This window comes from Massilia sp. ZL223 (genome assembly GCF_018119395.1).
Lineage (GTDB): Bacteria > Pseudomonadota > Gammaproteobacteria > Burkholderiales > Burkholderiaceae_D > Telluria.
In genome coordinates, this window is record NZ_JAGPWD010000002.1 from 13,333 (window position 1) to 33,428 (window position 20,096).

Sequence of the window (20,096 nt, forward strand, 5' to 3'; positions counted from 1 at the left end):
CCGATGCCGCGCGCCAATGCAGCCCGGCCGACATGCCCAACGCAGGCTGAAACGGAACCCATGAACGAACTTGAAGGCCTTACCGCCCTGATCATCGAGCCCCATGCCGGGATGCGCGCCAACATCCACAGCATGCTCAACCTGTGCGGACTGACCCGGATCGAGCACGCCAGCAGCTCGAACCAGGCCGTCAAGCACCTGGGGCTGCGCGCCTTTGACCTGGTCCTGTGCGAATACGACCTCGAAGGCGGCCAGGACGGCCAGCAGCTGCTGGAAGACCTGCGCCACCACAAGCTGATGCCGCTGTCGACCATGTTCTTCATGGTCACCGCCGAAGGTAACCAGAGCAAGGTGGTCAGTGCCGCCGAGCTGGCGCCGACCGACTACGTGCTCAAGCCCTTCACCGCCGACCGCCTGCTGGAGCGCATCGCGCGCGCCCTCGACCGCCGCAACGCCTTCCTGCCGGTCTATGCCCTGATGGACGCCGGCGACCAGCGCGAGGCGATCGCCGCCTGCATCGACGCCCAGGCCAAGTATCCGCGCTACGCCATCGACTTCCTGCGCCTGCGCGCCGAGCTGCACATGTTCCTCGGCGAGGCCGACCAGGCCGAGCCGATCTACCGCCAATTGGTCGAGGCCAAGGCGATCGCCTGGGCGCGCCTGGGCCTGGCCAAGACCCTGTTCGTGCGCAAGCGCTACGAGGAAGCGCGCGAGATCCTGGAAGACCTGGTGGCCACCAACCGCACCTTCGTCGACGCCGCCGACTGGCTGGCGCGCACCCATGCGGCGGTGGGCGACCTGGCCAGGTCGCAGGCGGTGCTGAACGAGGCGGTGGCGGTCTCGCCCCACGCCGTGCGGCGCCTGCGCACCCTGGCCGAAACCGCCTTCGAGGCGGGCGACACCGAGGGGGCCGAAAAGGCCTTCAAGAAGGTGGTCGACAAGGCCAGGTATTCCGAATTCCGCGATCCCGAAGACCACGTGAAACTGGTGCGCACCCTGGTCGTCAAGGGTGATCCGGTGGCTGCCGCCTCGGTGATCCGCGACCTCGACCGCTCGATGGGCGGACGTCCGAACACGGCCCTGTGCAGCGCGATCTCCTCGGCCCTGCTGCACGAGTACACCGGCAACGAGACCCGCCTGAACGAAGCCTTGAGCACCGCGCTGACCGCCTGCAAGGAAGCACCGACCCTGTCTTCCGACCTCAAGCTGGAGCTGGCGCGCACCTGCCTGCAGAACAACATGGAAGAGGGCGCCTCGGAGATCGTGCGCGACGTGATGCGCAATGCCGCCAGCGAGGCCGTGATGACGCGCGCCATGGGCGTACTGGAGCAGGCCGGCCATCCCGAGCTGGCGCGCACCCTGGCCCAGGAAAGCCGCCAGCACGTGATCGACCTGGTCGCCGGCGGCGCCGCGCGCGCCAAGAGCGGCGACTACAAGGGCGCCGTGGCGCTGATGCTGGAGGCGGCCGTCAAGCTGCCGCAGAACCCGTCCGTGGCCTTCAACGCGGCGCTGGCGGCGCTGCGCTGCCTGGAGCACCAGGGCTGGGAAGAGCGCCTCGGCCAGCAGGTGCCCGCCCTGATCGGCAAGGTGCGCCAGCTCGATCCGGGCAACGGCAAGCTGCCCGCGCTGGCGGCCCTGCACCAGCAGGTGCTCAAGAAGTACAACAAGTCGGCGCCGCGCAGCGCTGCGCCGCGTCCCGCGGGCGTGACGCCGGCGCTGGCCGTGCCGGTGTTCGGCGCCGTGCGGAAAGCAGGCTAAGGAAGCATGACCACCACGCCACCCGAAGGCGCGACCCGCCGCGTGCGCGCCGCGCTGATGCACAAGGTCTGCGGCGATGAGGAGATGTTCGCCCTCGGCGCCTCGGTCGCGCGCGTGGTCGAGATGGCCTCCAGCGACGACCAGGGCACCCACGACCTGGCCTATTACGTGGTGTCGGACGTGGCCCTGACCCAGCGCATCCTGCGCCTGTCGAACACCGTCCAGTACCGCACGGCGTCCGGCACGCCGGTGACCACGATCTCGCGCGCCATCTCGCTGCTGGGCTTCGACAACGTCAAGGCCACCGCCCTGGCCATGCTGCTGGTCGACGCCCTGGACAGCGGCGACCATGCCGGCAGCGTGCGCGTGGAGCTGGAAGCCGCCCTGTGCGCCAGCCTGGTGGGGCGCGAGATGGCGCGCCACAGCTTCTACCAGGGCGCCGAGGAAGCGGCGATCTGCGCGCTGTTCAAGAATCTCGGCCCGCTGCTGGTGGCCAGCCACGAGCACGACCGCTACCGCGAAATCTCGGCCCTGATCGCGGCCGGCAAGCATACGGCCGGGCAGGCCTCGCAGCTGATCCTCGGCTGCAGCTACGACGCCCTGTCCGAGGCGGTGCTGGCGGAATGGAAGATCCCCGACGTGATCGTGCGCGCCCAGGCTTCGCTGCCGCCGACGGCGGTGCGGGTGGCGGCCAACCGCGGCGAGTGGATGCGCCAGGTGGCGTCCTTCGGCCTGGACATCGCGCGCCTGATGGCGCGCAGCCACGAGCCGGCCGACACGCTGGAGGCGCGCAACCTCTTGCAGCGCTACGGCCAGGCGCTGGAGCTCGATAAGGAGCGCATGGACGCGCTGTTCGCCGCCGTGCAGGAGGGCATGAGCGCCCTGCTGCAGAGCATGAACATGGAGCCGGCGCCCAAGACCGAGCCGGAAAACGCGAGCGGACTGCCGAATGTGCTGCTGCTCGCGACCCTGGACGCGGGCGAGGAAGACCAGGATGGCACGCACCCGAGCGGCAAGCCGAAGAACGCGCGCGAGCTGCTGCTGGCCGGCGTGCAGGACGTGACCCAGCTGCGGGCCTCGGGGCAGGGCAAGGTCAACGACGTGATCCTCGCCGTACTCGAGACCCTGTATGGGGCGCTGGGCTTCCGTTTCGCCTGCGTGTGCCTGAAGGATGCGCGCGCGGGGCAGTACCGGGCGCGGGTGTCGCTGGGCGAGGAAGGCAAGCGGCTGCAGGCGGGCTTCGCGTTTTCCGCGGCGCCCGGGCGCGACCTGTTCCACCTGGCGATGGAGAACGATGCGGACCTGATGATCTCGGATGCGGGGAGTCCCAAGATCCGCGATCTGCTGCCGGCCTGGCACAAGGAGCTGCTGCCGGATGCGAAGAGCTTCATCGTGCTGCCGCTGGTGGTGGGGAAGGCGCAGCTGGGGCTGTTCTATGCGGACCGCACCAATACGGCGCCTGAAGGCGTGCCGCCGGATGAGACTTCGCTGATCAAGGCGTTGAAGGGGCAGGTGCTGGCGGCGCTGGCGCCTTGAGCGGTGTGGAACTTGGGTCCCCGCGAAGGCGGGGACCCAAGTTCAGCCAGCCTCAACTCCCCCGCAATGCCTCCAAAACACGTTTTTTGCAGGTCATACAAAACAGCCCTTGCAGACTTCGACCCCGCCCGTTACAATCACGCCCCGAAGCAACGCTGCTATGCGACGCGGACAAAGTCTGCTGAAACATAGTTGACAACACGTTGAGCTTGCTTCATACTCTGCGGTTCTTCGCGGTGGGGTGGCCGAGTGGTTAAAGGCAGCAGACTGTAAATCTGCCCTCTCTGAGTACGCTGGTTCGAATCCAGCCCCCACCACCAAAAAGAAGAGTCGTGAAGCGAATTGAAAGAAGTTGTACCTCGCGGGTGTAGCTCAATGGTAGAGCAGAAGCCTTCCAAGCTTACGACGAGGGTTCGATTCCCTTCACCCGCTCCAGTGTTCGCGGTGTGTTTCAACATCGCAAAAAATAAGCCCTTGTAGCTCAGTGGTAGAGCACTCCCTTGGTAAGGGAGAGGCCACGTGTTCAATCCACGTCAAGGGCACCAGAATTTTGTACGGCAGTCCGCAATACTCGTCCGTCAGGTGTGCCTGGTAATTCTCAAAAAAATCGTTAGATCTTAGGAGTCTGAAATGGCAAAGGAAAAATTCGAACGGACCAAGCCGCACGTCAACGTCGGCACCATCGGTCACGTTGACCACGGCAAAACCACCCTGACGGCTGCGATCGCAACCGTTCTGTCGAAGAAGTTCGGCGGCGAAGCCAAGGCATACGACCAGATCGACGCGGCTCCGGAAGAGAAGGCACGCGGCATCACCATCAACACCGCGCACGTCGAGTACGAGACCGCGAACCGTCACTACGCTCACGTTGACTGCCCGGGCCACGCCGACTACATCAAGAACATGATTACCGGTGCTGCGCAGATGGACGGCGCGATCCTGGTGTGCTCGGCCGCTGACGGCCCGATGCCGCAGACCCGCGAGCACATCCTGCTGGCGCGTCAGGTTGGCGTTCCTTACATCATCGTGTTCCTGAACAAGTGCGACCTGGTCGACGACGCAGAACTGCTGGAACTGGTCGAAATGGAAGTGCGCGAGCTCCTGTCGAAGTACGAGTTCCCGGGCGACGACCTGCCGATCATCAAGGGTTCGGCTCGTATGGCGCTGGAAGGCGCAGCTGGCGAGATGGGCGAAGACTGCATCATCCGTCTGGCTGACGCACTGGATTCGTACATCCCGACCCCGGAACGTGCCGTTGACGGCGCCTTCCTGATGCCGGTGGAAGACGTGTTCTCGATCTCGGGCCGCGGTACCGTGGTGACCGGTCGTGTCGAGCGCGGCATCATCAAGGTCGGCGAAGAAATCGAAATCGTCGGTATCGTCGACACCGTCAAGACCACCTGCACCGGCGTGGAAATGTTCCGCAAGCTGCTGGACCAGGGTCAAGCTGGCGACAACGTCGGCCTGCTGCTGCGCGGCACCAAGCGTGAAGACGTCCAGCGTGGCCAGGTTCTGGCCAAGCCGGGCTCGATCAAGCCGCACACCGACTTCACCGGCGAAGTGTACGTCCTGTCGAAAGACGAAGGCGGCCGTCACACCCCGTTCTTCAACAACTACCGTCCGCAGTTCTACTTCCGTACGACTGACGTGACCGGTTCGATCGTGCTGCCGGCCGACAAAGAAATGGTCATGCCAGGTGACAACGTGTCGATCACCGTCAAGCTGATCGCTCCGATCGCGATGGAAGAAGGTCTGCGCTTCGCAATCCGCGAAGGCGGCCGTACCGTCGGCGCCGGCGTGGTTGCCAAGATCATCGCCTAATAAGCGATGTAAGAGGGAGGCGCCAATGCCTCCCTCGAACAGCATTGCCAGCATACGCGCGTGTGCTGTATAATGCTGGATTCAGCGAGAAGTTTTCGTAGGGGTGTAGCTCAATTGGCAGAGCGTCGGTCTCCAAAACCGAAGGTCGCGGGTTCGATTCCCTCCGCCCCTGCCACCGAATCTGGCGCCTGGCGCCGAAAGAAAAAGTATGTCGAACCAATCCGTGCAAACTGTCAGCACCTCGAATGACAAGTTCAAGGTCGCCCTGGCGGTGGTTGCTGTGATTGCAGGTGTGGTCGGGTTCTTTTACCTGACCGGCCAGAACAAACCAGCCTTGGTCGCCGCCGGCGCCCTCTTGGCTGGTTTAGTTTTTGCTGTCCTGCTTTTGTGGACCTCCGCTACCGGTCGCGATTTCCTGAGCTTCGCCAAGGAATCGGTGCGTGAAACCAAAAAGGTTGTATGGCCGACCCGTCGGGAAGCCACCCAGATCACCGGCATCGTATTTGCCTTCGTGGCTGTGATGGCGATTTTCCTGTGGGGCACGGATAAATTCCTCGAATTCCTGTTGTACGACGTGATCCTGGGTTGGAAATAAACATGAGCGAAAACCAAGACAAGGTGCCGGGCGACGTCCCGGCACAAGACGCTTCCGCTCCCCTGAGTGTTCCGGTCAGCAACAAGCGCTGGTACGTCGTGCACGTCTACTCCGGCATGGAAAAGAGCGTCATGCGCGCCCTGACCGAGCGCATCGAGCGTGCGGGCATGCAGGAGCAGTTTGGCCAGATCCTGGTGCCGACCGAGGAAGTCGTCGAAATGCGCAACGGCTCGAAGGCCGTTTCCGAGCGCCGCTTCTTCCCGGGCTACGTCCTCGTCGAAATGGAAATGACCGACGAGACCTGGCACCTGGTTAAGAACACCAGCAAGGTCACCGGCTTCATCGGTGGCAAGTCGAACAAGCCGACGCCGATCCCGGCGCGCGAGATCGACAAGATCATGCAGCAGGTCCAGGAAGGCGTCGAAAAGCCGAGGCCGAAGGTCCTGTACGAAGTGGGCGAGCAAGTGCGTATCAAGGAAGGCCCCTTCACCGACTTCAACGGCAACGTCGAGGAAGTCAACTACGAAAAATCGAAGGTGCGTGTCTCAGTCACCATCTTCGGCCGCGCGACTCCGGTGGAGCTGGAGTTCGGGCAGGTAGAGAAAGTATGACCCCTTGCGGGAAAGAGTTAAGCGAAGCTTCGCGTCGCGAAGCGCAGCGGTACTCTGTCCCCAACAAATCAAATACAACGCTTTAATCGGAGCGTCGCAGCAGCAAGGCGGAATCCGGTAAGAGGAGCCCCGCCGAGCGAGTAGTCGCGGTGGGGCGCTACTACTCAAGTCAAGATAGGAGCCATTCATGGCAAAGAAAATCATTGGCTTTATCAAGCTGCAAGTTCCGGCTGGTAAAGCAAACCCATCCCCTCCGATTGGCCCGGCACTGGGTCAGCGCGGCCTGAACATCATGGAATTCTGCAAGGCGTTCAACGCCCAGACCCAGGGTTTCGAGCCGGGCATGCCGATTCCGGTCGTGATCACCGCGTTCGCCGACAAGTCCTTCACCTTCGTGATGAAGACCCCGCCGGCAACCTACCTGATCAAGAAAGCCGCTGGCATCACCAAGGGTTCGCCGAAGCCGCATACCGACAAGGTCGGTTCGCTGACCCGCGCCCAAGCTGAAGAAATCGCAAAAACCAAGCAGCCGGACCTGACCGCCGCCGACATGGACGCAGCAGTGCGTATCATCGCTGGCTCGGCACGTTCGATGGGCATCACGGTGGAGGGTGTGTAATGGCTAAGCTGTCCAAGCGCGTCAAAGAAATGAAAGCAAAAGTGGACCGTAACAAGGTCTACGCGTTCGACAACGCTGTGTCGATCGTCAAGGAATTCGCCACCGCCAAGTTCAACGAGTCGATCGACGTCGCCGTTCAACTGGGCGTGGACCCGAAGAAGTCGGACCAGGTCGTCCGCGGCTCCGTCGTGCTGCCAGCTGGCACCGGCAAGACCGTGCGCGTTGCTGTGTTCGCTTCGGGCGACAAGGCTGAAGCTGCTAAAGCAGCCGGCGCCGACATCGTCGGCATGGAAGACCTGGCAGAACGCGTCAAGGCCGGCGACATGCCGTTCGACGTGGTCATCGCTTCGCCGGACACCATGCGTATCGTCGGTACCCTGGGCCAGATCCTGGGCCCGCGCGGCCTGATGCCGAACCCGAAGGTTGGCACCGTGACCCCGGACGTGGCTGGCGCCGTCAAGAACGCCAAGGCCGGTCAGGTCCAGTACCGTACCGACAAGGCAGGTATCATCCACGCCACCATCGGCCGCAAGTCGTTCAGCGATGAACAACTGAAGTCGAACCTGGTTGCGCTGATCGACGCCCTGAACAAGGCGAAGCCGGCAACCTCGAAGGGCGTGTACCTGCGCAAGGTCGCGATCTCGTCGACCATGGGCGCTGGCGTCCGCGTCGACCACGCTTCGATCGCTGCTTAAGCTGTAAAGAATCAAGACCCCGCAGAACAGTGCGGGGCGCATCTTTGGGCTGTCGAGACAAATCACCGTTTCGGCAGGCAATCAAAGACCGTTGGGCCGAAGGCAGAGGTTGAGCCGGAGGTTAATAGACCACCCAACGCAGATGGTGTACCCGAACAAGTTTTGTAGTCCACGCTGCGTGAGTTCATCCGCGTTAGATTGACTTCTTAACTTCGGACGCCGTGTTCGAACCGATGTGAACAATGTTGTTCGCATCATTTAAGGAGATTGACCGTGGGTCTTAATCTGAATGACAAAAAGGCCGTCGTCGAAGAGGTAAGCGCGAAAGTTGCAACCGCGCAGACCATCGTCGTGGCTGAGTACCGTGGCATCCAGGTTGCTCACTTGACCAAACTCCGTGCAGCCGCACGTGCCCAGGGCGTCTACCTGCGTGTTCTGAAGAACACGCTGGCTCGTCGCTCGGTTGAGGGCACGCAGTTTGCCGCGCTGGCTGATTCCATGACCGGTCCGCTGATCTACTCGATCTCGGACGACGCCGTTGCAGCAGCGAAAGTCATCAACGACTTCGCTAAAACCAACGACAAGCTGGTCGTGAAAGCTGGTAACTACGCTGGTAAGGCACTGGATGTCGCCGGCGTGACCGCGCTGGCAAGCATCCCGAGCCGTGAAGTCCTCATCGCCCAGCTGCTGGGCGTTATGCAGGCACCGGTGTCGGGCTTTGCACGAGTTCTGGCTGCAGTCGCAGCACAAAAAGGCGAAGGCGCCGCTGCTCCGGCAGCGGAAGCCACCGAAGCGTAATCGCTTCGGTCCTTTCTGTTCAAGTAGAACCAATCCTGTAGTACACACACAATATATTTGGAGTTTCAAATGGCAATTAGCAAAGAAGAGTTCCTGGACGCAGTTGGCGCAATGTCGGTCATGGAACTGAACGACCTGGTCAAGGCTTTCGAAGAGAAGTTCGGCGTGTCGGCAGCTGCAATGGCAGCACCGGCAGCTGGCGGCGCCGCTGGCGGCGCAGCTGCTGCTGAAGAGCAGACCGAGTTCAACGTTGTTCTGTCGGAAGTCGGCGCGAACAAGGTCGGCGTCATCAAGGCCGTCCGCGAAATCACCGGCCTGGGCCTGAAGGAAGCCAAGGATCTGGTCGACGGCGCACCGAAGACCGTGAAAGAAGCCCTGCCGAAAGCTGACGCTGAAGCCGCTAAGAAGAAGCTGGAAGAAGCTGGCGCCAAGGCCGAGCTGAAGTAATACAATCGCTCCGGGCACTGTTCGCAGTGCCCAGCGTAGGAGTCAAAGCTTGCGGATCTCGTCGGAAGGCGGGAAAAGCGGCTTTGGCTCTTTTGTCGTCCCTGCGCCAAACGTCCGCTCCATGCGTTGTGCGTAGCAAGCAGTACCAGGCAGTACCGCAGCACAGAAATATCGTATCACAGCAGTTCGGTGTCCTTTTCATCTGGCGTGAAAGTTCGAGGCTTCAGGCCTTGCATGTGGTTTTAGTGTCGTAGAGCAACCACTGGCAATTCCTGAATTCTCATCCTTTCTGTCACTCACGGAGTGTCCATGCACTACTCATTTACTGAGAAGAAGCGCATTCGCAAGTCGTTCGCGAAGCGCGCCAACGTTCACAACGTTCCCTACCTGCTGGCTACCCAGCTGGAATCCTACGAGAACTTCCTGCAAGCAGACTCCGTCCCCTCCGTCCGGAAGAACGAAGGCCTGCAGTCGGCCTTCACCTCGATCTTCCCGATCGTGTCGCACAACGGTTTCGCACGCCTCGAATTCCTGTCCTACGTTCTCGGCGACCCCGCGTTTGACGTGAAAGAGTGCCAACAGCGTGGCCTGACCTTCGCGTCGCCGCTGCGCGCCAAGGTGCGTCTGGTGATCCTGGACAAGGAATCGCCGACCAAGCCGGTCGTCAAGGAAATGAAAGAGCAGGAAGTCTACATGGGCGAACTGCCCCTGATGACCACCAACGGCTCCTTCGTGATCAATGGCACCGAGCGTGTCATTGTCTCGCAGCTGCACCGTTCGCCGGGCGTGTTCTTCGAACACGACCGCGGCAAGACGCACTCGTCGGGCAAGCTGCTGTTCTCGGCCCGTATCATTCCTTACCGCGGCTCGTGGCTGGACTTCGAGTTCGACCCGAAGGACATCCTGTTCTTCCGCGTCGACCGCCGCCGCAAGATGCCGGTGACGATCCTGCTGAAGGCCATCGGCATGACGCCGGAACAGATCCTGGCGAACTTCTTCGTCTTCGACAACTTCACCCTCCGCAATGAAGGCGGCGAGCTGGAGTTCGTGTCCGAACGCCTGCGCGGCGAAGTCGCGCGCTTCGACATCGTCGATCCGAAGTCGGGCAAGACCATCGTGACCAAGGACAAGCGCATCAATGCCAAGCATGTGCGCGACATCGAAGCCGCCGGCATCAAGACCATCTCGGTGCCGGAAGACTACCTGCTGGGCCGCGTGCTGGCTCGCAACATCGTCGACCAGGACACCGGCGAGATCATCGCCAACGCCAACGACGAGCTGACCGACGAACTGCTGGGCAAGCTGCGCGACGCCAGCGTCACCGACATCCAGACGCTCTACACGAACGACCTGGACCAAGGCGCCTACATCTCGCAGACCCTGCGCACCGACGACACCGCCGACCAGACCGCCGCCCGCGTGGCCATCTACCGCATGATGCGTCCTGGCGAACCGCCGACCGAAGAATCGGTGGAAGCCCTGTTCAACGGCCTGTTCTACAGCGCCGAGCGCTACGACCTGTCGGCCGTGGGCCGCATGAAGTTCAACCGCCGCATCGGCCGCGACGAACTGACCGGCGACATGACCCTGTCGAACGACGACATCCTGGCCGTGATCAAGATCCTGGTCGAGCTGCGCAATGGCCGCGGCGAAGTCGACGACATCGACCACCTGGGCAACCGCCGCGTGCGTTGCGTCGGCGAACTGGCTGAGAACCAGTTCCGCGCCGGCCTGGTGCGCGTCGAGCGCGCCGTCAAGGAACGCCTCGGCCAGGCCGAAGCGGACAACCTGATGCCGCACGACCTGATCAACAGCAAGCCGATCTCGGCCGCGATCCGCGAATTCTTCGGTTCGTCGCAGCTGTCGCAGTTCATGGACCAGACCAACCCGCTGTCGGAAGTCACCCACAAGCGCCGCGTCTCGGCTCTTGGACCGGGCGGCCTGACCCGCGAACGCGCCGGCTTCGAGGTGCGCGACGTGCACCCGACCCACTACGGCCGCGTGTGCCCGATCGAAACGCCTGAAGGCCCGAACATCGGCCTGATCAACTCGCTGGCTCTGTACGCCCGCCTGAACGAATACGGCTTCCTGGAAACCCCGTACCGCAAGGTCGACGGTTCGAAGGTCACCGACAAGATCGAATACCTGTCGGCGATCGAAGAAGGCCGCTACATCATTGCCCAGGCAAACGCGAAGATCAATGACGAAGGTCAGCTGATCGACGAACTGGTGTCGGCGCGTGAAGCAGGCGAAACCATCCTGGTCTCGCCGGAACGCATCCAGTACATGGACGTGGCCCCGGGCCAGATCGTGTCGGTCGCAGCTTCGCTGATTCCGTTCCTGGAGCACGATGACGCGAACCGTGCACTGATGGGCGCCAACATGCAGCGCCAGGCCGTGCCTTGCCTGCGTCCGGAAAAAGCCGTCGTCGGTACCGGCATCGAGCGCACCGTGGCGGTCGACTCGGGCACCACCGTGCAAGCCCTGCGCGGCGGCGTGGTGGACTACATCGACGCGGGCCGTGTGGTCATCCGCGTCAACGACGACGAGGCGCAAGCCGGCGAAGTCGGTGTGGACATCTACAACCTGATCAAGTACACCCGTTCGAACCAGAACACCAACATCAACCAGCGTCCGATCGTGCAAGTGGGCGATCGCGTGGCACGCGGCGACGTCATCGCCGACGGCGCCTCGACCGACCTGGGCGAACTGGCACTGGGCCAGAACATGCTGGTGGCCTTCATGCCGTGGAACGGCCTGAACTTCGAAGACTCGATCCTGATCTCGGAAAACGTGGTCAAGGACGACCGCTACACCTCGATCCACATCGAGGAACTGAGCGTCGTCGCACGCGACACCAAGCTGGGCGCGGAAGAAATCACCCGCGACATCTCGAACCTGGCCGAGAACCAGCTGGCTCGCCTGGACGAGTCGGGCATCGTCTACATCGGCGCCGAAGTGCAAGCCGGCGACGTGCTGGTCGGTAAGGTCACCCCGAAGGGCGAGACCCAATTGACCCCGGAAGAGAAGCTGCTGCGCGCAATTTTCGGTGAGAAAGCGTCGGATGTAAAAGATACCTCGCTGCGCGTGCCTTCGGGCATGGTCGGCACCGTCATCGACGTGCAAGTGTTCACCCGCGAAGGCATCCAGCGTGACAAGCGCGCCCAGCAGATCATCGACGACGAGCTGAAGCGCTACCGCCTGGACCTGAACGACCAGATGCGTATCGTGGAAGGCGACGCCTTCCAGCGTCTCGAGCGTATGCTGGTCGGCAAGGTCGTCAACGGCGGTCCGAAGAAGCTGGCGAAGGGCGCCGCGATCACCGCGGAATACCTGGCCGACCTGGACAAGTTCCACTGGTTCGACATCCGCCCGGCGGACGACGACACCGCGAACGCGCTGGAAGCGATCAAGGAATCGATCAACGAGAAGCGCCACCAGTTCGACCTGGCCTTCGAAGAGAAGCGCAAGAAGCTGACCCAGGGCGACGAGCTGCAGCCTGGCGTGCAGAAGATGGTCAAGGTCTACCTGGCCGTCAAGCGCCGCCTGCAGTCGGGCGACAAGATGGCGGGCCGCCACGGTAACAAGGGTGTGGTCTCGCGTATCGTGCCGGTGGAAGACATGCCGTTCATGGCCGATGGCCGTCCGGCAGACGTCGTGCTGAACCCGCTGGGCGTTCCGTCGCGTATGAACGTCGGCCAGATCCTGGAAACCCACCTCGGCTGGGCTGCCAAGGGCCTGGGCTGGCGCATCGGCGAGATGCTGGCTGCACAAGCGAAGGCGCAAGACCTGCGTACCTTCCTGGGCAAGATCTACAACGAAACCGGCCGCAAGGAAGACCTGGACAGCTTCAGCGATGAAGAAATCCTGAGCCTGGCGAGCAACCTCAAGAACGGCGTGCCGTTCGCGACCCCGGTGTTCGACGGCGCCCACGAAGACGACATCCGCCGCATGCTGGACCTGGCGTTCCCGGACGACATCGCTGCCCACCTGGGCATGACCCCGTCGAAGAACCAGGTCACGATGTTCGACGGCCGCACCGGCGAAGCTTTCGAGCGCAAGGTGACCGTGGGCTTCATGCACATGCTGAAGCTGCACCACCTGGTCGACGACAAGATGCACGCCCGTTCGACCGGCCCGTACTCGCTGGTGACCCAGCAGCCGCTGGGTGGTAAAGCCCAGTTCGGCGGCCAGCGCTTCGGTGAGATGGAGGTGTGGGCACTGGAAGCGTACGGCGCATCGTACGTGCTGCAGGAAATGCTGACTGTGAAGTCGGACGACGTGAACGGCCGTACCAAGGTGTACGAGAACCTGGTCAAGGGCGATCACGTGATCGACGCGGGCATGCCGGAATCGTTCAACGTGCTGGTCAAGGAAATCCGCTCGCTGGGTATCGACATCGATCTCGAGCGCAGCTAAGCAGGCCAGCACGGCCGCCAGCCTTCGGGCCCGGCCTGCACCCTCAAGACCGTCGTTCCCGCGCAGGCGGGAACCTAAGTTCGGTGATCAGCCGAAAACTTGGATCCCCGCCTGCGCGGGGATGACGGTTTCAAGGGTAGTGGGACGAGCAAGCACCGGCGAAAATCGGTGAGAAGCTGGCGGTAGTAGTAGTAAGTAAAGAATTCAATCACCTGGAGTGATAAATGAAAGCACTGCTCGATCTATTCAAGCAAGTTCAGCAAAACGAGAGCTTCGACGCCATCAAGATTGGCCTGGCGTCGCCTGAAAAAATCCGTTCGTGGTCCTTCGGCGAAGTCAAGAAGCCGGAGACCATCAACTACCGTACCTTCAAGCCGGAGCGCGATGGCCTGTTCTGCGCCAAGATCTTTGGCCCGATCAAGGACTACGAGTGCCTGTGCGGCAAGTACAAGCGCCTGAAGCACCGCGGCGTGATCTGCGAAAAGTGCGGCGTGGAAGTGACCCTGGCCAAGGTGCGCCGTGAGCGCATGGGCCACATCGAACTGGCTTCGCCGGTCGCCCACATCTGGTTCCTGAAGTCGCTGCCGTCGCGTCTGGGCATGGTCCTGGACATGACCCTGCGCGATATCGAACGCGTGCTGTACTTCGAAGCATACGTCGTGACCGATCCTGGCATGACCCCGCTGAAGAAGTGCCAGATCATGTCGGAAGACGACTACGCCGCCAAGTACGAAGAGTACGGCGACGACTTCACCGCATTCATGGGCGCCGAAGGCATCCGTGAACTGCTGCGCTCGATCGACATCCACCGCGATGCCGAAGCCCTGCGCGTCGAGCTGAAGGAATCGAAATCCGAAGCCAAGATCAAGAAATACGCCAAGCGCCTGAAAGTGCTCGAGGCGTTCCAGCGCTCGGGCATCAAGCCTGAGTGGATGATCATGGAAGTGCTCCCGGTCCTGCCGCCGGAGCTGCGTCCGCTCGTCCCGCTGGATGGCGGCCGTTTCGCCACCTCGGACCTGAACGACCTGTACCGCCGCGTCATCAACCGTAACAACCGCCTGAAGCGCCTGATGGAACTGCGCGCTCCGGAAATCATTACGCGTAACGAGAAGCGCATGCTGCAGGAAGCGGTTGACTCGCTGCTGGACAACGGCCGTCGCGGCAAAGCGATGACCGGCGCCAACAAGCGTCCGCTGAAGTCGCTGGCTGAAATGATCAAGGGTAAAGGCGGCCGTTTCCGTCAGAACCTGCTGGGCAAGCGCGTCGACTACTCGGGCCGTTCGGTCATCGTGGTGGGTCCGCAGCTGAAACTGCACCAGTGCGGCCTGCCGAAGCTGATGGCCCTGGAACTGTTCAAGCCCTTCATCTTCAACAAGCTGGAACTGATGGGTCTCGCGACCACCATCAAGGCCGCCAAGAAGCTGGTCGAAGTGCAGGAGCCGGTGGTCTGGGACATCCTGGAAGAAGTCATCAAAGAGCACCCGGTCATGCTGAACCGTGCGCCGACCCTGCACCGTCTCGGTATCCAGGCGTTCGAGCCGGTCCTGATCGAAGGCAAGGCGATCCAGCTGCACCCGCTGGTCTGCGCGGCGTTCAACGCCGACTTCGACGGTGACCAGATGGCAGTCCACGTCCCGCTGTCGATCGAAGCGCAGATGGAAGCCCGCACCCTGATGCTGGCTTCGAACAACATCCTGTTCCCGTCGAACGGCGAGCCGTCGATCGTCCCGTCGCAGGATATCGTGCTGGGTCTGTACTACGCGACCCGCGAGGCGATCAACGCCAAGGGCGAAGGCATGATGTTCCCGGACGTGTCGGAAGTCATCCGTGCGTACGACAACAAGGAAGTCGAACTGGCGACCCGCATCACCGTGCGTATCGTCGAGTTCCCGAAGAACGCCAATGGCGAATTCGAGCAGACCCTGACCCGCTACGAGACCACCGTTGGCCGTGCGATCCTGTCGGAGATCCTGCCGAAGGGCCTGCCGTTCTCGGTGCTGAACCGTCCGCTGAAGAAGAAAGAGATCTCGAAGCTGATCAACACGTCGTTCCGCAAGTGCGGCCTGCGTGCGACCGTCGTCTTCGCCGACAAGCTGATGCAGTCGGGCTTCCGCCTGGCGACCCGCGCCGGCATCTCGATCGCCGTGGACGACATGCTGATCCCGGACGTCAAGAAGGGCATGATCGCGACCGCCGAAGCGGAAGTGAAGCAGATCGAGCAGCAGTACGCTTCGGGTCTGGTCACTGCCGGCGAGCGCTACAACAAGGTCGTCGACATCTGGGGCAAGACCTCGGACGAAGTCGGCAAGGCGATGATGGACCAGCTGAAAGTGGAACCGGTCACCAAGCGTGACGGCACCGAAGGCACCCAGGAATCGTTCAACGCGATTTACATGATGGCCGACTCGGGCGCCCGTGGTTCGGCAGCCCAGATCCGCCAGCTGGCCGGTATGCGAGGCCTGATGGCCAAGCCGGACGGCTCGATTATCGAGACGCCGATTACCGCGAACTTCCGCGAAGGCCTGAACGTTCTGCAGTACTTCATCTCGACGCACGGCGCCCGTAAGGGTCTGGCCGACACCGCGCTGAAGACCGCGAACTCGGGTTACCTGACCCGCCGCCTGGTCGACGTGACCCAGGATCTGGTGGTGATCGAGGACGATTGCGGCACCAGCAACGGCACGCTGATGAAGGCGATGGTCGAAGGCGGTGAAGTCATCGAAGCGCTGCGCGACCGTATCCTCGGCCGCGTCGCGGGCCAGGACGTCGTCAATCCGGAAACCCAGGAAACCGTGTACGAAGCCGGCACCCTGCTGGACGAAGACATGGTCGAAGAGATCGAGCGCCTCGGCATCGACGAAGTGAAGGTCCGCACCCCGCTGAACTGCGACACCCGCTACGGCCTGTGCGCCAAGTGCTACGGCCGCGACCTGGGCCGCGGCATGCTGGTCAACAGCGGCGAAGCAGTCGGTGTGGTGGCGGCGCAGTCGATCGGTGAGCCGGGTACCCAGCTGACCATGCGTACCTTCCACATCGGTGGTGCGGCATCGCGTGCGGCAGTGGCCTCGTCGGTCGAAGCCAAGTCGAACGGCACGGTCCGCTTCACCGCGACCATGCGTTACGTCACCAACGGCAAGGGCGCGCAGATCGTCATCTCGCGTTCGGGCGAAGTGCTGATCACCGACGACCACGGCCGTGAGCGCGAGCGCCACAAGGTGCCGTACGGCGCGACCCTGATCGTCAAGGACGGCATGGCGGTGAAAGCCGGCGTGGCCCTGGCAACCTGGGATCCGCTGACCCGTCCGATCATTACCGAGTACGCCGGTACGATCAAGTTCGAGAACGTGGAAGAGGGCGTCACCGTCGCTCGCCAGGTGGACGAAGTGACCGGTCTGTCGACCCTGGTCGCGATCGATCCGAAGCGCCGTGGTTCGGGCAAGGTCCTGCGTCCGCAGGTCAAGCTGCTGAACGACGAAGGCCAGGAAGTGAAGATCGCCGGCACCGAACACGCCGTGACGATCGGCTTCCAGGTCGGCGCGCTGATCATGGTGAAAGACGGCCAGCAAGTGTCGGTGGGTGAAGTGCTTGCACGTATCCCGACCGAATCGCAGAAGACCCGAGACATTACCGGTGGTCTGCCGCGCGTTGCCGAGCTGTTCGAAGCACGTTCGCCGAAGGATGCGGGCATGCTGGCGGAAGTCACCGGTACCGTCGCCTTCGGTAAAGAAACCAAGGGCAAGCAGCGTCTGGAAATCACCGACATGGACGGCAACAAGCACGAGTTCCTGATTACCAAGGACAAGCAAGTGCTGGTGCACGACGGCCAGGTGGTGAACAAGGGCGAGATGATCGTGGACGGCCCGGCCGATCCGCAAGACATCCTGCGCCTGCTGGGTATCGAAGCGCTGGCTCGCTACATCGTGGACGAAGTGCAGGACGTGTACCGTCTGCAGGGCGTGAAGATCAACGACAAGCACATCGAGGTGATCGTTCGCCAGATGCTGCGTCGTGTTCAGATCACCGATGCAGGCGACACCGACTACATCGTCGGCGAGCAGGTCGAGCGTTCGGAACTGCTGGAAGAGAACGACAAGGTCAACGCCGTCGGCAAGCTGCCGGCACAGTACGAAAACGTGCTGCTGGGTATTACCAAGGCATCGCTGTCGACCGACTCGTTCATCTCGGCCGCATCGTTCCAGGAAACCACCCGCGTGCTGACCGAAGCCGCGATCATGGGCAAGCGCGACGGTCTGCGCGGCCTGAAGGAAAACGTGATCGTCGGCCGCCTGATCCCGGGCGGTACCGGTCTGGCATTCCACCGCGCCCGCAAAGAGAAGGAAGTGTGGGAAGCGGAAGAGCGCCAGGCGCTGCTGCAGCAGGAGAAGGCCAACATGGCTGCCGAACTGCAGGCGATGGAAGACCAGCAGGCTGCTCAGGCTCAGGCCGAGCACCATGGCGACGGCGAGTAATCGTCTTAGCTGCTCATGAGAACGGCGCCCTCGGGCGCCGTTTTTTATTTCCGGCTAACAGATGCTCCCACCGATGTTTTTCCCGGTGCGAAGGTCGAAACCGAAATTACAGCTGTACTCGCCTTTTTCGCTCCGGATGCATGAAAGATTTTGCTCGTCCCGCCAGCGCACACGAGTACCGCTGCCTTCGGTGCAAACGTCGTGACGATCCGGCCCAATCGCGTCGAACAGGTCCCTAGCCGCGCGGCCACTAATCGAGAACAACACTTTCCGATCCTTCGGGCTTGGAGCAACCGGATCGCCCAAGCCGCCGCCGTAGATCCTGTAGACCCCCGAAAACGGCTTGTGTCGCGACAGGCCATCATTTGCCAGGACGGCTGATCCACATCCCGATACGATCAATAAGCCGAAGACTACTTTGCGCATTCATGTCTCCTTGAACCGGGGATGCTTTCACATCCCCAATAAAATCCGGTTTACAGGATAATTCTATCCAGTATACTGGACGCATGGACATCAACCATCTTATCGCGTCGCGTATCCGCCAACTTCGTGATGCGCAAGACTTGTCGTTGGCGGCGTTGGCCGAACGCAGCGGCGTCAGTCGTTCCAATATCTCGCTCATTGAACGTGGCGAGAGCAGCGCCACGGCAACGGTGCTGGACAAGCTGAGCGCAGCCCTTGGGGTGACAGTGGCCTCCCTTTTCGAGAGAGCGGACGAAGCCCCCGCCCCCGTGTCGCGTGCCGCGGACCAGCCAGTTTGGACCGATCCCGCTTCCGGCTATGTACGCCGCAATCTGTCTCCTCCCGCCGATTCGCGCATACAGCTGGTCGAAGTCAACTTCCCACCAGGCCAGCGCGTGTCCTACGAAACCGCCGCACGCGACGTCGACGTTCAACAGCAGGTGTGGCTGATCGAAGGATCGATGGAGCTTACGGTCGGGGAGTCGCATTGGATGCTGTCCGCAGGCGACTGCCTGGCCATGCACCTCGACCAGCCGATCACCTATCACAACGCCACCGACAAGCCAGCGCGCTACCTCGTGGCGCTCGTCAGCCAAGCCCACAAACCTCCAAGGAGAAACGCATGACGACTACCCTTGCCGTACGCCGGATCGGCGCAAGCGAAGGAGGCGAACGCATCGACAGTCTGACCGACCTCCTGCTCGATTGCGTCGGAGGTGGCGCCTCGATCAGCTTCATGCTTCCGCTGGAGCGGGACAAGGCCCGGGGTTTTTGGCAGAACGTGATCGACGGCGTCAGGCGCGGCGAACGTACTCTCGTTGTCGCCGAGGATGACGAAGGCCGCATCGTCGGCACCGTCCAGATGATCACCTCCATGCCCGACAATCAGCCTCACCGCGCCGACATTGCCAAGCTGCTCGTGCACCGCCACGCTCGCCGCGGTGGAGTAGGGCAGCAGCTGATGCTGGCCATCGAAGACGAAGCCCGCAAGCAGCAACGCACGGTGCTCGTGCTGGATACTGCCAGCCCGGAAGCCGAGCGCCTGTACGAACGCATGGGATGGCAGCGCGTCGGCGTCATTCCGAACTATGCGCTGATGCCCGATGGCGTACTGTGCGCGACCACCTATTACTACAAGCAGCTCTGACCAGAGACCATGACCGCATTCCCGACCCTGATCATCATCGACATGCAGCATTGCATGGCCATCCCTGAAGCAGGCCAGCGCAACAACCCACAAGCCGAAACCAGCATCGCCAGCCTGCTCGCCGTCTGGCGCGCCGCCAAAGCCCCAATCGTCCACGTCCGCCACATCTCGCGCAGCCCAGGCTCGGGCTTCGCCCCCGGCCAGCCCGGCGCCGCCTTCCAGCCAGCCTTCGAGCCACGCCAAGGCGAACACGTGGTCGAGAAAAACGTCCCCGACGCCTTCATCAACACCGGCCTGGAACGCTGGCTGCGCATCCGCGGCCTCGAGAAGCTGGTCATGGTCGGCGTCAGCACCAACATCTCCGTCGAAGACAGCGCCCGCTCCGCAGGCAACCTGGCTTTCAGCACGACGGTCGTCTCCGACGCCACTTTCGCCTTCGCCAGGCGCGACCACGCCGGCACTTGGCGCAGCGCCGACGAGGTCCACGCCATGTCCCTGTCCAACCTCGACGGCGAATACGCCGCCATCACCGACACCCGCACCCTGCTGGCCACCCTGGAGCGCCAAACCACCTCGTAAAGACGGCAAAAAACCACACTGTTGTATGCATTCCTCAATTTGCCCAGCAGTACGCCCCCTGACAGACAGGACTGTTATGATGCCCAGATTAGAAAATTAACAGTCTGGTCTTTCTGTCCACACGAGCACGATGCCCT

Annotated in this window: 15 protein-coding genes and 4 tRNA genes; 18 read left to right on the forward strand and 1 reads right to left on the reverse strand. The window is 62.3% G+C overall.

Annotated elements, in window-relative coordinates; all coding sequences use genetic code 11:
* The first annotated feature begins 60 nt into the window (after positions 1-60).
* The 15 genes from KBW95_RS01520 (at position 61) to rpoC (ending at position 17,768) form a co-directional block, all read left to right on the forward strand.
* Entirely contained in the window at positions 61-1,758 is a 1,698-nt protein-coding gene (locus KBW95_RS01520; protein WP_211527337.1) for a response regulator, read from the forward strand.
* A gap of 6 nt (positions 1,759-1,764) precedes the next feature.
* A complete protein-coding gene (locus KBW95_RS01525; protein ID WP_211526933.1) occupies positions 1,765-3,294 on the forward strand; it encodes an HDOD domain-containing protein in 1,530 nt (509 codons plus the stop codon).
* 235 nt (positions 3,295-3,529) lie between these two features.
* Positions 3,530-3,614: transfer RNA gene (locus KBW95_RS01530), tRNA-Tyr, on the forward strand.
* Between the two features lie 41 nt (positions 3,615-3,655).
* Positions 3,656-3,729 (forward strand) — tRNA-Gly (locus tag KBW95_RS01535).
* A 35-nt stretch (positions 3,730-3,764) separates the two neighbouring features.
* Positions 3,765-3,839: transfer RNA gene (locus KBW95_RS01540), tRNA-Thr, on the forward strand.
* 85 nt (positions 3,840-3,924) lie between these two features.
* Complete coding sequence (gene tuf / locus KBW95_RS01545) at positions 3,925-5,115, forward strand: elongation factor Tu (protein ID WP_211527338.1); 1,191 nt, start codon at positions 3,925-3,927, stop codon at positions 5,113-5,115.
* Between the two features lie 99 nt (positions 5,116-5,214).
* Positions 5,215-5,290: transfer RNA gene (locus KBW95_RS01550), tRNA-Trp, on the forward strand.
* Between the two features lie 33 nt (positions 5,291-5,323).
* Positions 5,324-5,710, forward strand: coding sequence for a preprotein translocase subunit SecE (gene secE, locus KBW95_RS01555; RefSeq protein WP_211526656.1), 387 nt, complete (start codon positions 5,324-5,326; stop codon positions 5,708-5,710).
* 2 nt (positions 5,711-5,712) lie between these two features.
* The gene (gene nusG / locus KBW95_RS01560; protein ID WP_211526657.1) at positions 5,713-6,321 is read left to right on the forward strand and encodes a transcription termination/antitermination protein NusG; all 609 of its coding nucleotides are present in this window, start codon (positions 5,713-5,715) and stop codon (positions 6,319-6,321) included.
* Between the two features lie 187 nt (positions 6,322-6,508).
* Positions 6,509-6,940 carry a 50S ribosomal protein L11 gene (gene rplK, locus KBW95_RS01565; protein WP_211526658.1) on the forward strand — a complete coding sequence of 144 codons (432 nt, stop codon included), beginning with the start codon at positions 6,509-6,511 and terminating at the stop codon, positions 6,938-6,940.
* The gene (gene rplA / locus KBW95_RS01570; protein WP_211526659.1) at positions 6,940-7,635 is read left to right on the forward strand and encodes a 50S ribosomal protein L1; all 696 of its coding nucleotides are present in this window, start codon (positions 6,940-6,942) and stop codon (positions 7,633-7,635) included. The genes rplK and rplA overlap by 1 nt, the downstream gene beginning before the upstream one ends.
* Before the next feature lie 273 nt (positions 7,636-7,908).
* Positions 7,909-8,433: a 50S ribosomal protein L10 gene (rplJ, locus tag KBW95_RS01575; RefSeq protein WP_211526660.1), complete on the forward strand. Its 525-nt coding sequence runs from the start codon at positions 7,909-7,911 to the stop codon at positions 8,431-8,433.
* Between the two features lie 69 nt (positions 8,434-8,502).
* A complete protein-coding gene (rplL, locus tag KBW95_RS01580) occupies positions 8,503-8,880 on the forward strand; it encodes a 50S ribosomal protein L7/L12 (protein ID WP_211518321.1) in 378 nt (125 codons plus the stop codon).
* 309 nt (positions 8,881-9,189) lie between these two features.
* Positions 9,190-13,299, forward strand: a complete 4,110-nt coding sequence (gene rpoB, locus KBW95_RS01585; protein WP_211526661.1) for a DNA-directed RNA polymerase subunit beta — start codon at positions 9,190-9,192, stop codon at positions 13,297-13,299.
* Positions 13,300-13,523: 224 nt separating this feature from the next.
* The gene (gene rpoC / locus KBW95_RS01590) at positions 13,524-17,768 is read left to right on the forward strand and encodes a DNA-directed RNA polymerase subunit beta' (RefSeq protein WP_211526662.1); all 4,245 of its coding nucleotides are present in this window, start codon (positions 13,524-13,526) and stop codon (positions 17,766-17,768) included.
* Between the two features lie 54 nt (positions 17,769-17,822).
* Here the strand turns inward: rpoC and KBW95_RS01595 are convergent, their stop codons facing one another.
* Complete coding sequence (locus KBW95_RS01595) at positions 17,823-18,194, reverse strand: hypothetical protein (protein WP_211526663.1); 372 nt, start codon at positions 18,192-18,194, stop codon at positions 17,823-17,825.
* Between the two features lie 83 nt (positions 18,195-18,277).
* On the opposite strand from KBW95_RS01595, the gene KBW95_RS01600 reads away from it, so the two are divergent.
* Genes KBW95_RS01600 through KBW95_RS01610 form a run of 3 tightly spaced genes read left to right on the forward strand, consistent with a single transcriptional unit; the run spans position 18,278 to position 19,959 of the window.
* The gene (locus KBW95_RS01600; RefSeq protein WP_211526664.1) at positions 18,278-18,859 is read left to right on the forward strand and encodes a helix-turn-helix domain-containing protein; all 582 of its coding nucleotides are present in this window, start codon (positions 18,278-18,280) and stop codon (positions 18,857-18,859) included.
* A complete protein-coding gene (locus tag KBW95_RS01605) occupies positions 18,856-19,380 on the forward strand; it encodes a GNAT family N-acetyltransferase (protein WP_211527339.1) in 525 nt (174 codons plus the stop codon). The genes KBW95_RS01600 and KBW95_RS01605 overlap by 4 nt, the downstream gene beginning before the upstream one ends.
* A 9-nt stretch (positions 19,381-19,389) precedes the next feature.
* Positions 19,390-19,959, forward strand: a complete 570-nt coding sequence (locus tag KBW95_RS01610; RefSeq protein WP_211526666.1) for a cysteine hydrolase family protein — start codon at positions 19,390-19,392, stop codon at positions 19,957-19,959.
* Positions 19,960-20,096: the final 137 nt, after the last annotated feature.